The sequence below is a fragment of the Lewinella cohaerens DSM 23179 genome (assembly GCF_000379805.1).
GTDB classification, from domain to species: domain Bacteria; phylum Bacteroidota; class Bacteroidia; order Chitinophagales; family Saprospiraceae; genus Lewinella; species Lewinella cohaerens.
Window position 1 is genome coordinate 41,226 of sequence record NZ_KB903550.1, and the last position, 14,662, is coordinate 55,887.

At 44.5% G+C, this 14,662-nt stretch carries 14 protein-coding genes; 7 read left to right on the forward strand and 7 right to left on the reverse strand.

Annotated elements, in window-relative coordinates:
- Positions 1-14: 14 nt before the first annotated feature.
- Together A3EU_RS0116690 and A3EU_RS30835 are read left to right on the forward strand one after the other, a co-directional pair.
- Positions 15-1,190: a sensor histidine kinase gene (locus A3EU_RS0116690; protein ID WP_020537333.1), complete on the forward strand. Its 1,176-nt coding sequence runs from the start codon at positions 15-17 to the stop codon at positions 1,188-1,190.
- A 171-nt stretch (positions 1,191-1,361) separates the two neighbouring features.
- Complete coding sequence (locus A3EU_RS30835; protein ID WP_083937455.1) at positions 1,362-3,677, forward strand: TonB-dependent receptor; 2,316 nt, start codon at positions 1,362-1,364, stop codon at positions 3,675-3,677.
- A 16-nt stretch (positions 3,678-3,693) separates the two neighbouring features.
- On the opposite strand, the gene ppgK is transcribed toward A3EU_RS30835, so the two are convergent.
- The 5 genes from ppgK to A3EU_RS0116720 all read right to left on the reverse strand — a co-directional run bounded on the left by ppgK (position 3,694) and on the right by A3EU_RS0116720 (position 7,128).
- Positions 3,694-4,455 carry a polyphosphate--glucose phosphotransferase gene (gene ppgK / locus A3EU_RS0116700; RefSeq protein WP_020537335.1) on the reverse strand — a complete coding sequence of 254 codons (762 nt, stop codon included), beginning with the start codon at positions 4,453-4,455 and terminating at the stop codon, positions 3,694-3,696.
- Positions 4,456-4,464: 9 nt separating this feature from the next.
- On the reverse strand, positions 4,465-5,343 hold the full coding sequence (locus tag A3EU_RS35290) for a peptidylprolyl isomerase (protein WP_020537336.1): 879 nt from the start codon (positions 5,341-5,343) through the stop codon (positions 4,465-4,467).
- A complete protein-coding gene (locus A3EU_RS0116710) occupies positions 5,343-5,987 on the reverse strand; it encodes a peptidylprolyl isomerase (RefSeq protein WP_020537337.1) in 645 nt (214 codons plus the stop codon). Before A3EU_RS0116710 ends, A3EU_RS35290 begins: the two co-directional genes overlap by 1 nt.
- A gap of 19 nt (positions 5,988-6,006) precedes the next feature.
- A complete protein-coding gene (locus A3EU_RS0116715) occupies positions 6,007-6,408 on the reverse strand; it encodes a hypothetical protein (protein WP_245569368.1) in 402 nt (133 codons plus the stop codon).
- Between the two features lie 165 nt (positions 6,409-6,573).
- Positions 6,574-7,128: a thioredoxin family protein gene (locus tag A3EU_RS0116720; protein ID WP_020537339.1), complete on the reverse strand. Its 555-nt coding sequence runs from the start codon at positions 7,126-7,128 to the stop codon at positions 6,574-6,576.
- Between the two features lie 82 nt (positions 7,129-7,210).
- Here A3EU_RS0116720 and A3EU_RS0116725 point away from each other — a divergent pair, with 82 nt between their 5' ends.
- Positions 7,211-7,450 carry a 4a-hydroxytetrahydrobiopterin dehydratase gene (locus A3EU_RS0116725; RefSeq protein ID WP_020537340.1) on the forward strand — a complete coding sequence of 80 codons (240 nt, stop codon included), beginning with the start codon at positions 7,211-7,213 and terminating at the stop codon, positions 7,448-7,450.
- 28 nt (positions 7,451-7,478) lie between these two features.
- Here the strand turns inward: A3EU_RS0116725 and A3EU_RS0116730 are convergent, their stop codons facing one another.
- Positions 7,479-8,987, reverse strand: coding sequence for a M48 family metalloprotease (locus A3EU_RS0116730; RefSeq protein WP_020537341.1), 1,509 nt, complete (start codon positions 8,985-8,987; stop codon positions 7,479-7,481).
- Positions 8,988-9,046: 59 nt separating this feature from the next.
- Positions 9,047-9,865, reverse strand: coding sequence for a zinc-dependent peptidase (locus tag A3EU_RS0116735; protein WP_020537342.1), 819 nt, complete (start codon positions 9,863-9,865; stop codon positions 9,047-9,049).
- Positions 9,866-10,822: 957 nt separating this feature from the next.
- Here A3EU_RS0116735 and A3EU_RS0116755 point away from each other — a divergent pair.
- The 4 genes from A3EU_RS0116755 to A3EU_RS0116770 are packed head-to-tail and all read left to right on the forward strand — an operon-like array spanning position 10,823 to position 14,523.
- Positions 10,823-11,146 (forward strand): hypothetical protein, encoded by a 324-nt coding sequence (locus A3EU_RS0116755; protein ID WP_156825798.1) that lies wholly within the window; start codon positions 10,823-10,825, stop codon positions 11,144-11,146.
- Between the two features lies 1 nt (position 11,147).
- On the forward strand, positions 11,148-11,900 hold the full coding sequence (locus A3EU_RS0116760) for a hypothetical protein (RefSeq protein WP_020537347.1): 753 nt from the start codon (positions 11,148-11,150) through the stop codon (positions 11,898-11,900).
- A gap of 44 nt (positions 11,901-11,944) precedes the next feature.
- Positions 11,945-13,642: a S41 family peptidase gene (locus tag A3EU_RS0116765; protein ID WP_020537348.1), complete on the forward strand. Its 1,698-nt coding sequence runs from the start codon at positions 11,945-11,947 to the stop codon at positions 13,640-13,642.
- Positions 13,639-14,523, forward strand: coding sequence for a TraB/GumN family protein (locus tag A3EU_RS0116770; protein ID WP_020537349.1), 885 nt, complete (start codon positions 13,639-13,641; stop codon positions 14,521-14,523). Before A3EU_RS0116765 ends, A3EU_RS0116770 begins: the two co-directional genes overlap by 4 nt.
- The last annotated feature ends 139 nt before the right edge of the window (positions 14,524-14,662 follow it).

A 14,662-nucleotide genomic window follows, 5' to 3' on the forward strand; every position in this document is an offset into this window, starting at 1 on the left:
ACTTATATTTTTCTATGGATATCTATCAGCGAAAATCACGGCAAAAATGGTACCTCGCGATCTTAGGCTTGGTGATTATCCTTTTTTCTATTTGGTACACCAGCTACATGGCCGAGCGATTAGCCGTTGTAGAGCAAAACAACACTCGTTTTTACGCCATTGCCCAAGAAGACTTGAGCACTTGGGATAATGAAGCGCAGGATTACTGTGACTATACATTACATTCGGAGATTCTACTTTCTAATACGATGATCCCTGTTATCATTGTGAACGAAAGCGGTGGCGTAGATTGGGGAGCAAACTGGGGCAGTGAAGAACGCGATACCAATAAAGTTTATTTGCAGAAAAAAATGCAGGAGCTTATTGAGGACGGAGCAGAACCGATCGAAGGCTACGGAACCCTTCTTTATTTTGGCGAAAGCAAAATACTAACACAGCTACGCTATTTTCCAGTCGTCCAATTTTTACTGATTGGCGGCTTTATTGTCTTCGGTTACATAGGCCTCAACTCTGCCCGTCGTTCAGAGCAAAACCGCGTTTGGGTAGGCATGGCCAAAGAAACAGCCCACCAGTTGGGTACACCTATCTCAGCCATCGTTGCGTGGATTGAACACCTCAAAATTCTTCGCCCCGAAGACGAGGAAACCATGGAGGTTGTAGAGGAGCTACGCAACGACGTACAGCGCTTGGAATTGATCGCTGATCGCTTTTCAAAGATCGGTTCGGTTCCTAAGTTGGACCAGGTAAATATTTATGAGGAATTAGGAAAATGCAAAGACTATATGCAACGGCGGGCTTCTCGTAAGGTCAAGTTTGATTTCCCTGACCCGATGTTGAACCAACAAAATGTCGCTATTAATCCGCCTCTATTTGAGTGGGTGATCGAAAACCTCTTACGTAATGCACTCGATGCGATGGGCAGTAAAGGAGAGATCAGTGCTGAGGTTTATGAAGACAGCCAATTTGTTTTTGTAGACATCACCGATTCCGGTAAGGGCATTCCTGCAAGCAACCACAAAAGGGTATTTCAGCCTGGGTTTACCACCAAGAAAAGAGGCTGGGGATTGGGCTTAAGCTTGACCAAACGGATCATCGAAGATTACCACGGAGGGAAAATTTTCGTCAAGCGCTCCGAAGAAGGTAAAGGAACTACTTTCACGATAAGTCTTCCAAAGCAGCCCGCTAAATAAGCGCTTGTCGCGCAGTAGCTGCTCACTAAAAGAAGCGATAAGTGATGTGTTAACTCATCAACCCTTTTGATTACAAAAAAGTGGTTTTAGGTCATCACATCTAAATAGGGCGGGATATTTATTTTTTACGCCTACTAAGCCCCATCTTTGTGGAGAGATTCAAAAGCCTCCATGATGGTAACATGTAAATATTTTCGATTTTTCAAGACGACGCATAGTATTCAACTAGGCCTCCTGTCATTGCTTTTTCTTTGTTTGGGCTACAGCCTAAATGCTCAGGCAACTTTGCGAGGGAGTGTGCGTGATGCCGATAACGGGCAGTATCTTACCGGAGCCACCGTTTATCTCAAAAACATCAAAAAAGGTACCGACACGGATACATTGGGCAACTTCCGTTTCACGGATTTAGCTCCCGGGAGGTATACGATTGAGGTTTCCTTCTTGGGGTACCAACAACTGGAGATGGCAGAGGTTCTGGTGTCAACCGGTAAAGAACAAGTACTGGACATTGAGTTGCAGGAAGCCCCTACCAGCCTGACGTCGATCACCGTCAAAGCTAGTCGATCCCCTCAAAGCGGAGCTAGCCCTAACCTGTTGCGCCTCACACAGGAAGAAACACTGCGTTTTCCAGTTACCTTCAATGACCCGGCCCGCTTGGCTACTGCCTACCCTGGGATCAGTGGTGCCAATGATCAGGCCAACCACCTAGTTATCCGTGGGCAGTCGCCACTGGGAATGCACTGGCGCCTCGAAGGGCTCGAAATTGTAAACCCCAACCATACCGCCAACGCTGGTACCTTTTCCGACCGCAGTACGTTAAGTGGCGGTGGCGTCAATGCGCTAAGTGCGCAACTTTTGGAAGAGGCCAATTTTTACTTGGGGGCTTATCCTGCCGGCTACGGAAACGCCACTGCCGGGCTGATGGATTTACGCTTGCGTAACGGAAACAACGAACAAAGAGAACATACCATTCAGGCCGGACTCATCGGTTTTGACATTGCAACCGAAGGGCCGATCAAGGAGGGAGCTAGTTCTTATCTCGTCAACTATCGCTATTCCTTCACAGGCCTGCTCAGTGACCTGGGCGTTCCCCTCGGTGACGAAGATATTCGGTTTCAAGATTTGAGCTTTAAGCTGAATTTTCCTGGAGAGAAAGGCAATGCTTTTCAACTTTTTGGGATAATGGGTAGGAGTAGCAATGACTTTATCCAGTCAGAAGACACCACGGCTTGGGAGAGTGAAAAAGACCTTTATAGTACCATTGATTTCGATTCAAAAATGGCGACTATTGGTTTCAATTGGCAGCACCCCCAGCAAGATAAGGGGCTTTGGCTGCTATCGGGTGCCTGGTCAGGCATTCGTAATAGTCGCTTGGCGGTGGCCAGTGACTTACCAAATCGGGAATACGATAATCTGGAGCAAGAAAAAACATCACTACGCTTGAGCTATCGCCGAAAGCTGTTGCCTTTTGGTAGTGTCACTTTTGGGATAGAAGGCTTATACCTTGATCAAAAAGTGAGCAGGGAGTTTGCTCTCGGCGGCGAAGGAATTCCGGGAAGGGTCAGTGATGGGATCGTGCTTAGCCCTTATCTGGATTGGCGCTACCAAATCAAAAAACTCAACTTGCAACTAGGATGGCGAGCGACAACCTACCTAAACTGGCTGGATGAAAAAACATATTCCGAGCCTCGCTTAGCGGTTAGCTATTTAGCCAATAAAACAACTAGCCTCGGAGGGGAGTACAATGTCACAACACAAGCTCCTTCCCCTTACGCGCCCCAATTACAGGCCCGTAAGGCCCGGCAATACAGTTTATTCTGGAACCGTAAGCTGGGGGATAACCGTAAAATCAGTCTTCAGGTTTATCATCAAGAACTCACACAGGTAGCAGGAACTGGAGCACGCTCAGCAATCAATCAGTTGGAAATCATACTGCCGGAATCATCGGCAACTACCGAAGGTCGTACCCAGGGGGTGGAGCTTAGCTTGCAACAATTTGCTACTGGGGGCTGGTGGTACGTCCTCAGTGGGAGTTTGTTCGATGCACGCTACCTCAATGAGCAGGATGAATGGGTGAAGACCCGTTTTGCCCAAGATTTTGCCACAGCACTCACCTTTGGTAAAGAATGGAGTGGCGTAGACCGACTAGATCGCACCAATCGCTTTGGTTTCAATGTAGCTGTACGCTGGAATGGTGGTTTACGCTCAACGCCGATACTACTCCAGGCTTCGCAAGCCGCTAGAACTACGGTCTTCGATTACGGTGCAGGGTTCACTAATCAGCTACCTGCTTATTTTCGGACAGACTTGCGGATTTACTACCAAAAAAACCATGCAACCTGGAATTCTATGCTTTCGCTAGATATCCAAAATTGGAGTGGTCAACAGAATACCGCCTACGACTATTATGATCGTTATTTGGGAGAAATCACCACGCGATACCAGTTGGAGTTTATTCCAATACTGAGTTACCGCATTAATTTCTAGGTGTATATAGGGCTATTTATCCTTTTTGCTCCTGTTCCCAAGCGTACCAGGCAGCACCTACAGCTCCGGCTTTGTTAAGGTAACCCGCAGGTTTTACCCGAAAATCTACGGTTAGTTCGTCTTTGTATTCGTCAAAGCTTTTGCTACCTCCTCCTCCAATAATAATGAGGTCTGGAGAGAACAGGCGTTGTAAATGCAGTAGGTACTTATTAAAAATCTTACCCCATTGCGCCCAGGTGAGTTCTTTTTCTTTACGTGCTACTTTGGAGACCGCTTTCTCAACGACTTCCTTCTTGTTTTTAAGAAACAAGTGACCTAGTTCCGTATTGGGGACCAACTGCCCGTCAATGAACAGTGCAGAACCGATGCCCGTACCCACGGTGAGCATCATCACTACTCCTTGTTCACCTTTGCCTGCACCAAAGCGCATTGATGCCACGCCAGCAGCGTCTGCATCGTTAAGCACATAAACGTGGCAACCTGAAGCCTCCCTTAGTAATTCGGAAATATTGGTTCCAATCCAGCTGGCATCAATATTTGCAGCACTTAGCGCTACACCATGGCTAACAATTGCAGGAAAACCAACCCCAATCGGGCCTTTCCATTTAAAGAACTTTACCAATTGCTTAAAAGTAGCCGCTACAGCTTCCGGAGTTGCAGGTTGGGGCGTATCCAAACGGTGGCGTTCGGTAATCATCTCACCAGTTTCAACATTGATGAGCCCGCCTTTGATCCCAGTGCCTCCTATGTCTACACCCAGAATAATATTATCTTTCATACGATACTGTTAGCGAATGAGTTTAATGACCATCCATACATCTTCATTCGGGCGATTTTGTCCATTCGTGTTTACTGCCGCGATCCGATCAATGACATCTAATCCTTCAATGACCTGACCAAAGACGGTGTATTCCTGATCAAGGAAAGGCGTTCCTCCCATTTTTAGATATTCCTCCCGTACGTAAGATGGGTAACGAAATCTCGCAGCTCCCTCTTTATTGTTAAGATCTTGCTCACTCACCGGCTTACCTTGGACGATGTAAAACTGAGAACCAGAACTGCGCTTTTGTGGATTGTTGGTACGAGCAGCAGACAAGGCCCCTTTTACGTGTGCCAAGGAGTCAACAAACTCTGCTTTTATGGTATAACCAGGGCCACCAGATCCCAACATCTTCCCAGGAGGAGCATTCTTACTATCAGGGTCACCACCCTGGATCATAAAGCCCTGGATGACGCGATGAAAAAGTAGGCTATCGTAATACCCTTGCTCTATCATCTTGACAAAATTGTCTTGATGCAGCGGCGTTCGGTCATAGATTTCTGCCAACATATCCCCCATTGGGGTCTGGATAAGTACGAGGCAACGCTCTGGTGCCAGCACTGTTACTTTCTTTTCTTTCGTACCCGTTTTTCCTTTCTCGTCGGTGGCCGTAAGTTTTACGGTATAGGTTCCAGAACCAAGAAAACGATGTTCAGGTGAAATTTCTGTAGATGTTTGGCCATCTCCAAAGTCCCAGAAATAGGTTTGGGCTTTCTCCGTTTCGTTGTTGAAGGTCAATGTTTTTGCCGCGGCAATATCTTCCGTTGGCACTGAAAAATTAGCAATAGGACGGGCACAGCTACCAACCAATAACAGGGCAGCCAAATAGAGAATAACTTTATGCATTAGTTCAGGATTTTTATCGTCATTTTGACGTCTTCAAGAGGGCGATTTCCTGCCGATGGGTTGGTGCTTACCTTAGCAATAGCGTCAATTACTTCGAAGCCTTCGACAACTTCCCCAAAGACGGTGTATTCAAAATCAAGCTGTGGCGTACCGCCCAACTCTTTATAAAGCTCGCGTTGTACATCAGAATAAGGGCGACCAGTACGTTGGCCAATTTGATCCAATTCCATATCAGTTACGGGCTTGCCGTGTACGATATAAAACTGAGAACCAGAGCTGGCTTTTGCAGGGTTAGAAGTCCGGGCAGCGGCCAATGCTCCTGTCAGGTGCAAAGCTCCAATCTCCGCAGGAATGGTATAACCAGGGCCACCCATTCCTAAAGATTGACCAGCGGGCGCGTCCTTGCTGTCAGGGTCACCACCCTGGATCATAAACCCGGCAATAATGCGGTGAAACAAGGTACCATCATAAAAGCCTTCTTCGGCCAGCTTGATGAAATTATCGCGATGTTGAGGCGTACTGTTATAGAGTTTCACCTTCATATCCCCCATATCGGTAGAGATAAGGGCGTAGGTATTTCCATCATTGTTACAGCCACTTAGGGTAGCCAATATCAACAGGGCGAAGAAAAGTCTTGTTATCATCAGTATTCGGATTTAAAGCTTATTTACTACTGTCCTCTTTAAGCGAAGCCGTTTCCGCTTCCCATTCTTTGAAATAGCGGATAATTCCTTGCTTGAAAAGGATTTCTTGTTCTTTAAGATTGTTGGGTGGAATTTTACGGACCAGCTCCCAGTGGGGCCAACCATCAGCATCACGCCCTGCAAACTCGTAGTAGCCATAATAGCCCAACAAGCGACAAGTGGCAATGTGCATCAGATCCTGCTTTTCCTCTTTGCTAAACTTTTCTTGCCAGCGCCCCAGTTCCTGGATGCCAATCAAAAAAAGGATACCATTAAGATCAGGCAGTACCTCTCTTTGGAAGCGATCTTTGAGGAAATGACGAATGCGTAACCACTCGAAATTCATCTCCCATTCTTCGGTTTTTAAGTCTTTTGTTTCCACAGGGGGCAAAAATAGTGATTTGAACGTTGTAGAACAACTTAGTAGAAGGATCGTCCTTCACAGGACTTAAAGTAGAGGGTATAAGGATGTAAAAACGGCAACATCTTCCTCTACGATCTACCCTGATCGACATCAGTCGATCATCCCTCTACAGCTGTATAGCATTTATTTCCATTTGATACCACAACCCGCGCTCGGGTATTGCTTTTCAGGGGCAGGCTTCGCGGCGAGCATCTCGTCTAGTGCTTGGCGTAGATCTTTGCCATCAAGAGGAGAGTCATTGCCGGGGCGAGAGCTATCAATACGGCCTCGGTAATAGAGTTTCTGTGCTCCGTCAAAGATGTAAAAATCAGGGGTGCAAGCCGCGTCGTAAGCTTTGGCTACGTCCTGGCTTTCGTCATAGAGGTAAGGAAAATTGTAACCTACCGCCTTAGCGTGTTCTGTCATAAGTTCAGGTCCATCCATAGGATAGTTGTTCACATCATTGGAACTGATGCCTACAAAGCCAATGCCTTGGGCTTTGTAATCCTTAGCGATACGGACAATTTCTTCGTTGACGTGAATTACGTAAGGGCAGTGGTTGCACAAAAACATGACAACGGTTCCTTTGTCGGTTGCGATGTCTTGTAGGCTGAGATTTTTTCCACTTACGGTATCGGGCAGGTTGAATTCAGGAGCTTTTGTCCCGAGCGGGAGCATGTTGGATTCCTTTAAGGCCATGAGCTGTTATTCTTTTTTGCAAAAGTAAAGTTATTCAACATCTTTCCGGGCTTAAGTGTTGAGAGAATAAATAGAACAAGTTATGTGGACAGAACAGGACAATGAGCTGCGGGCAGCATTTGAATTCAAAAATTTCACCCAAGCCTTCGCTTTTATGACCGAAGTGGCTTTTGTAGCAGAGGCACAACAGCATCACCCCAATTGGTCAAACGTTTACAATACGGTTAGCTTTCGTTTGAATACACACGATGCGGGCAATACCGTTACCGAAAAAGACCGCAAACTAGCGGCGGCTATTGATGAGATTGCGGTGAGGTATTAGAGCCGGTTTTTATCCACCACCTCTAAATCTACCGTTGCCCCTGCCCGTCAGGCGTGGCTACTGTCTTGATGAGCGTTCCTTTCTTCAGGCGAATCGTAAGTTCCATACCGTTGAGGATAGCCAATTCATCTAAGCGGTCGCTGGGTTGGCGGTAAGCAGAAAAAGCCTCGCGCAGTGTCATGTCACGACTGAGGGTTTCAATCTTGATGCGTTCCGCCTGGCGGTTCAGTTTGTCGGGGTCGCTAAGGCTACCAAAGCTCGTCATAGTCGCTAGCATACGGCCACGATAAGAAGAAAAATCCTGTTCGGTAGACAGGCCGAGGAAATGGTAAATGTATTCACCGTACTGAATGTAGTAAGAGACGGTTTTCAAAACCTGCTGAGCAGGCTGCCCGTTGGCATCTTGGCCCTCCTGCACCAGGTCTGCGTATACCTCTAGCGCGGAAAGACCGTTGACGGTGCGGCGTTGGCTGCCCGTTGTTTGCAGTTGGTATTTTTCGGCAGTAGCCTGCGCCGCAGCTTCTAGCGAAGCCCCTTGCCCCAGTTGTAGCATCATTACCGCTTTACCGTCTTCGGGTGCCATTTGCACCTGCTGGGGGGTGTTGGCTGTCTGCCAGCCGCTGGGGATCGCATACTGGAATTTTAATTCAGGATGATAGAAGTTGCTATTCTCCACAAAACCCTGACGAGGATCTTCGCCGTACATCAGTCCGTCGATCATACGCAGGTAGGAATCGCGGCCTACTTCGTAAGGGCCGCTACCTCTATTGCGTCGCTGCCACTGGTCGGCAAGCTGCCCCACTTTTACGTTGCGGTCAGCTGGGTCGGGGTGGGTAGACATAAAGGTAGGCAGGCGTCCTTCTGGGCCACCGCTCAGGCGATCGAGGGTAGCAAAGAAGCCAGCCATCTGGTGAGCATCGTAGCCAATTTCAGAAGAGTATTCTACGCCTAGTTTGTCGGATTCGCTTTCGGCATCACGACCATATTTGAGTAGCATGAGCTGCATGGCCTGGCTAGCTTCATTACCAAACTGGGCAAACTCCGGAGATAGAATCATCCCGGCAATCAAGCCTACTTGCGCCAAAATACTACGGCTGTACTGGCGGGCGGAGTGCCGTGCTGTAACGTGGCCGATCTCGTGCCCTAGCACCCCGGCAAATTGTGCTTCGTTGTTGAAGTGCGCCATGATGCCGCGGGTGAAGTAAACATATCCCCCCGGCAAAGCAAAGGCATTGACGACAGGAGAATCCAGTAACTTAAATTCAAATTTTAGGTCAGATCGGTGAGAAACTGCTGCCATCTCCTGCCCTTTGGCATTGAGGAATTGCTGCATTTCATCGTCTTGATACAAACCAAATTGCGCCACAATAGCCGGGTCGTTTTGGTCACCCATGGCCTGCTCTTGTCCGGCAGACATCAGCATGAGTTGTTTCTTGCCGGTAACAGGGTTGCGCGAGCAACTGTCCCAGGAGAAGGAGAACATCAGCACGAAAACGGTGAGCAAAAGGCTGCGGTAAGATAAGTTGTGGTGTATCATGGATAAGAGAATTTTTTATTAAAAATAGGGGAAGGATTACTTATTTTTTAGAGGCACATTTAGACTACTGAGGGTTTAAATACCAAGCCAAGAGCTCGATCAAGCTCCGGCAAAACCCGCTTAAACTGCTGAGGGTAGATGAAGTAGAAGGCAATGCCCATGGCCGTCAGGTCCAGCTCGGGAAGGCCAATCCAACGTTCTAGCGCTTCTTGCGAAAAACCACTGACGCCTTGCAAATCTTCCCAGCTCACCGATGACCAATCGCCATAGTCATAAGCAGGGTAAGTATTTTGGAAGATGCGAGCGTATTCGTACCAGGCGGGATTGAGGTACTGCTTGGCATCTACAAAACCACGCAGCACGTGCTCCAGACAAAACATAACCACGCCATCCGGTTCATAGATTTCCGAAATGTGGAAATGCTCTTGGTACTGAGGCGAAGGAAACGGATGAGGGTAAATGATGATGTTCTCATAATTCGTAAACAAAAATTCCTCTTGCCCAAAGGTCATCGTCACCGGCACGCTCGCAATGATCACTTTTACATCCAAGGGAATAGACTCCAGTACCTGCGGCTTATAGTCAGAACCCTCGTTGAAGAGAAACACCCGCCGTCGGAATTCTCTTTGCTCTGGTTCTGATAGTTGCTGATAAAACGGTGATTTCTCCGCCAAAAACTGCGCCATCTCCGTAGGCAGATCAGGGGGGCTACGCTGCCACCACCACCAGTTGATCTGGGGCGCGAGCACATAGAACGAGACCAGTATCACCACCATGGCGATCATGAGCAAAGACCAGCTGGTGTCTACCTCTATGGTGAGATAAACGCCGAGGCCGAGCAGCAAAATAAAAGGTATGGCCAATCTAAAAGCGGGCATGTTGTTTATTTTTATCTCAATGTACGGCAAGATTTTGACGGTAATAAGTTTTTCCGTCACTAAGAGTTTGTTGGCTGGTTTGTTTGTTGGCTGGTGTTTATTGTTGAATTCAGCATACAAGAGCACCATTAACCAACAAACGATTAAAATCAACCCTTCCAACCATTATGGGCCTCCGCCTACCTACGGTGGCGTCAGGCTGTCCGTCCTTGCAGTCCTACCATCCTTAGGCCCTACGCGCTCCGCTTGTCGCGCTCACCTATTCGGTTCGCGGAGGAGAAAAGGTTTTGTTTGTTTCAACTGTTGGCCACAGCAGCCAGGGAATACGGTGAAAAAAGATTAACTTATAAGATGAAATTTCCAAACAAGCTTAAGTGATGAAGAAGTTCAATAGTATCATAAATAAAGCAAGCAAGTCGGAATTAATTCGATGCAAAATCGGTTAAGGAGAGCAAATAATTGACAGGGAAGCTTGAAAACGGAGAGGGCCTTTTGCACAAAACAACGATGACGGTAAATGAATTAGGGAAAATAAATGTTTATGAATATGTTTACTTTTTGAGTAAACATGCGGAAAGACATATTCAGCAAATGGAAGAGAATCGAGCTGAATTTGAAAGAGTTGAGAAGCACTAACAAGCGCTAAAGCATAAAAAAATATGGGAATGCAAGGAGTAAGCATTAATAGATTCAGTACCTATTTGCTGTTTTTGATCATTACAATGGGCACAGGTTGCCAGACGTATAAAGGGTACTATTATTCGAGTTTCAATTCTGACCATCCGCGCACTTATGAGTATTCTTGTAAAGCAGATCCAACAAGCACCCAGTATTGGAGAATCGATAATATTAGAGCTGACTGAAATTTATGATGATCAAGAATGGAAAAAGAAGATAAATTGATTTGCTACTGTTGCAGTGATGCTTTGCCCAAAGTGTAATGAGCAATCAAAGGAGATGAGAAAGTGGAGCTATGTATTACTTATCATTAATGGTATTAACATCGTAGAAAAGATACGTTGGGGCTATTTCGTGAAGAATACATCAAGGTTGATAATCTATATGCCTTCGATGCTGGATTTAATGATCAGCATCATTGTGTCTCTTATTGCTACAGTTGTTATTGTCAAGAAAATGACGAATGATGATCACTCTAATGTGGTTTTCCGTGATGATGTATTGGATGCTTTTGATAAGGCATTACCAAAGAGAAATTATTGGTTTGTAGGCATACTCACCTTGGCAGCCTGTTTTTACGTAAGTATAAAAGCAATGTTTTAATATGAGAAAACAACTGTTAATCCTAATCTTAATAAGCCAATTGTTTCACGCGTGTTCAATTCCAGGGGCTTACTATTTGGTGAACTTAACTGATGCTAGCCTTAATGTTAGACTAGGTTATGAGTATTCTTTTGAAAATTTAGAAATCAAATCTACCATGTATGAAGGCGAGGCACTTGAGTATGATGATTTTGATGAAATGCTAGATCATTCATATGTATTTGATACGCTATCGTGCTCTGTTATTTTTACTTTGGAGCCAAACACCTACGCGTTTATTGGCTATGGATCAAATCATAGAAGTTATGTAGATGTAATTGATATTGCTCAGATTCAAAAACCAATGAAAATCAATGAGGGAGATAATGACAAAGTGAGTATTTCGTCAGCAAGAATGGGTTCGTATATTGGAGTAGTTACGATAGATGAAGTTGATGAGATTAGTAATACTTTGCCGCCAGATGGCGTGTACACCTATGATATTGCTTTCGCTGAATGGGGAGGAAAATCAATGGGGGATAAAGTGGAAATTACGATAAAGAACAGGAGTGTTGAAGTTCGATATGATGGCGGAGGGCAGTTGCCGCTAGCAGAAAAAGGTGATTTGCTAGAGACCGGCATACTTGTCCGTCATAAAACAGGAGAATGGATCATTGTCCGATCCCAAGGTGAGATTAATACAGAAGAAATAGGCGGCTGTACAGGAGGGCCTTCAATAATTGACTTCGATAAGCAAAAATTCTGGATGTGCTAAATGAAGACAGCTCTCTAGCTTTATTATCCAAGAAAACAACTTAAATGCTTAGCTTTAAAGATGACAGCATACTGGATACTCCTACTCCAAAGGGAGTTACGGAATTGAGTAATTACCAACTTGTTGGATTCCTTGAAGAGGATCATCAATATGCACGAACATTTAGAGAAGTATTTCCGAACTTCGTATATGCCGAAAAACAGTGGTGGCAACCATTAAGACAAGACTCCAAAATGACAAAAATTACAATTGTTTTCTTTTTTTTAGCCTCATCATTTGCTGTCTTTGGTCAATCTATTGATGAGCCTTTTTCGATAGAAAAGATGGAAAAAGACTTAGAGATATTTAAAGAAATAAGGCAAACGGCTAATTCAGGTCTCTACAAATACCGTACAAAACAACAAATTGATAGCTTATATGAATGGGCTGGCGATGAAATTCAAAATATTTCCACTTATATAGGTTTTTACAACTTAATCTCTACCCTTACTGATTTTGAAGGAAGCCTGCATAACAATACTTCTTTACCCCAAAAGTACCTGGAAAGTATATTGGCCGAAGAGAATGGCTACTTCCCCTACCCCCTAAAGTGGATAGAAGGCAAATGGCTTCTTAATTACGAAAATGGCGACCTTCCTTTGGGGGCAGAAATTACAGTAATAAATGATGTGCCAATCTCGGAGGTGATAGTACACCTGCATAAATACTATACTACCGACGGCATAAATACAACAGGAAAAAGAATTGGGGTAAGTAGTGCTTTTAGCAGGTACTACAGGTATCACTATGGCTTAAAAGATACTTTCGAAATTTCGTTCATAGCTCCAAACTCGAATATCGAAGAAACATTAAAAACGGCGAGTGTCAGGTATGCAGACTATCGTGTTAACTTCAGAAAAAGACACTCTCATCCGTTTGACAAACTTCAATTCAAAAGGATACAGAAAAATGAACGATATGCCTATAAACAAATAGATGAGCATACAGGACTTCTTACCCTCAATACATTTGGTATGGGCAATGAAGAATCAGAAGAACACTTGGCGTACAAAGAATGGTTGGACAGTGTTTTTATAGCTATGAAAGACCATGAATTGGAAAATTTAATTGTAGATGTGAGGAACAACGGCGGTGGCGACGACCCAAATGATGTTGTAACGTATTCGTACCTAACCAATAGAACGTTTCAAGAAAGCAAGGAGGCCTGGATTAGCTTTGACAAGGTTCCATTGCTCAAGTATTATGATTCCCCATTTCCCAGAATACTCCGCCCGCTCGGTGTTGGCAAATTCAATCGTGATTTTCAAAAAAGGTTTCCAAGAGAAGAGGATGGGAGGTTCTATATAAGCAAAGCGTCTAATGAAATGAAAATCCGACAACCCGACGACAATGCTTTTAAAGGGAACATTTATCTTTTGATAAGCCCAAGAGTTGCCTCGGCAGGGAGCCTTTTTGCTGCGTTGGTAGCAGGAAATGATAATACCACTTCAATTGGTGAAGAAACAATGGGCGGATATTATGGTCATAATGGACATACTCCTTTTGGTTACGTTTTACCAAGGTCAAAAATTGTTACCGAGTTTTCCATTGATAACATAACCCAGGATGTGCCTGAAAAGCCAAACCAATTTTACAACAGGGGAGTTATCCCTGACTATGAGGTTTTACAATCTTTTGAAGATTTTTTAGCCAACAAAGACACGCAAATGGAATTTGTCTTGCAACTGATAAAAGAGAAATGAAAGAAATCGTAATTACTTTTTTAGCCTTAATTTTCTTTGGAAACCTTGGATTTTCCAAGGTAGGGAGTGTTAGAGATACACTGGAGACAACGACTGTTTTGTATAAAGTCACACACCCTGATATTCAATATGAATCTTATCTGTTTGGCACTCACCACGCTTTCGGGAAACCCTTTTTTGATTCGTTGCAGTTTGCAAAAGATGCTCTTTTGTCATGCAAAATTCTAATTAAGGAGAACCTTAATATTCCGGGACATCTAGCAGAAGACATCATTAATAAAAGAACATCTACTACAAAATGGAACAAGTATTTAGACAAAGAAAATTATTCCTATATCCAAGCTCTTTTTTCACCAAGCAATTTGGAATTCGATAAAATGACTCCGGCTGAATTGTATGCTTTTTTAAGTCGGCACTACAAAGAAAAGGTTTGCATCGGCAAAGACCCAAAGGCTAATTATTTTTCTCTTGATGACTATATCGGAATGATAGCTGAGCAAAATCAAATAGAGGTAATTGGGCTTGAGACGACGGAGGATCAGATCTCATTAATCAACAACGACTTGAAAGGAATGCCTCGGAAAGTCCATAAAAGGAGGCTTGAAAGTATGATAAACAGAATCCAATCGGAGTCTGATGACCATTGTGCTGAAACTGAATGGTACCGAGAAATGGACTTTGATTTTCGGCTGAATGAATCTTGCCAAAATACTTTGGTGTTGTCAGATCGAAATGAGAAGTGGATGATTCAAATACAAGATCATTTTACTTCAAAAAGCTGCTTTGTAGCCGTCGGGTTAAGTCACTTAATGTTTGAGTGTGGCTTGATAAGCAAATTAAGCGAGTTGGGGTATAAAATAGATCCAATCGAAGTAAAATGAAACGACCGAACATTACCAATGTTGGGATAAAAACGGAGTTGAAATAGCATGTGACTAAAATAAATCAGCTTCTAACCCATTTTGAGCCGCTGGAAAGGCATTTGTCTTATGCTAAAGCGATGAATGTATTATTTCTTTT

What these genes read in the sequence shown, in the direction of transcription:
- A3EU_RS0116735 (WP_020537342.1), bottom strand. Translation starts at nt 9,865, where the DNA reads ATGCCCGCTTTTAGATTGGCCATACCTTTTATTTTGCTGCTCGGCCTC.
- A3EU_RS0116720 (WP_020537339.1), bottom strand. Translation starts at nt 7,128, where the DNA reads ATGGCCTTAAAGGAATCCAACATGCTCCCGCTCGGGACAAAAGCTCCT.
- A3EU_RS0116755 (WP_156825798.1), top strand. Translation starts at nt 10,823, where the DNA reads ATGAGAAAGTGGAGCTATGTATTACTTATCATTAATGGTATTAACATC.
- A3EU_RS0116765 (WP_020537348.1), top strand. Translation starts at nt 11,945, where the DNA reads ATGCTTAGCTTTAAAGATGACAGCATACTGGATACTCCTACTCCAAAG.
- ppgK (WP_020537335.1), bottom strand. Translation starts at nt 4,455, where the DNA reads ATGAAAGATAATATTATTCTGGGTGTAGACATAGGAGGCACTGGGATC.
- A3EU_RS0116725 (WP_020537340.1), top strand. Translation starts at nt 7,211, where the DNA reads ATGTGGACAGAACAGGACAATGAGCTGCGGGCAGCATTTGAATTCAAA.
- A3EU_RS0116760 (WP_020537347.1), top strand. Translation starts at nt 11,148, where the DNA reads ATGAGAAAACAACTGTTAATCCTAATCTTAATAAGCCAATTGTTTCAC.
- A3EU_RS35290 (WP_020537336.1), bottom strand. Translation starts at nt 5,343, where the DNA reads ATGCATAAAGTTATTCTCTATTTGGCTGCCCTGTTATTGGTTGGTAGC.
- A3EU_RS0116690 (WP_020537333.1), top strand. Translation starts at nt 15, where the DNA reads ATGGATATCTATCAGCGAAAATCACGGCAAAAATGGTACCTCGCGATC.
- A3EU_RS0116710 (WP_020537337.1), bottom strand. Translation starts at nt 5,987, where the DNA reads ATGATAACAAGACTTTTCTTCGCCCTGTTGATATTGGCTACCCTAAGT.
- A3EU_RS30835 (WP_083937455.1), top strand. Translation starts at nt 1,362, where the DNA reads ATGATGGTAACATGTAAATATTTTCGATTTTTCAAGACGACGCATAGT.
- A3EU_RS0116730 (WP_020537341.1), bottom strand. Translation starts at nt 8,987, where the DNA reads ATGATACACCACAACTTATCTTACCGCAGCCTTTTGCTCACCGTTTTC.
- A3EU_RS0116770 (WP_020537349.1), top strand. Translation starts at nt 13,639, where the DNA reads ATGAAAGAAATCGTAATTACTTTTTTAGCCTTAATTTTCTTTGGAAAC.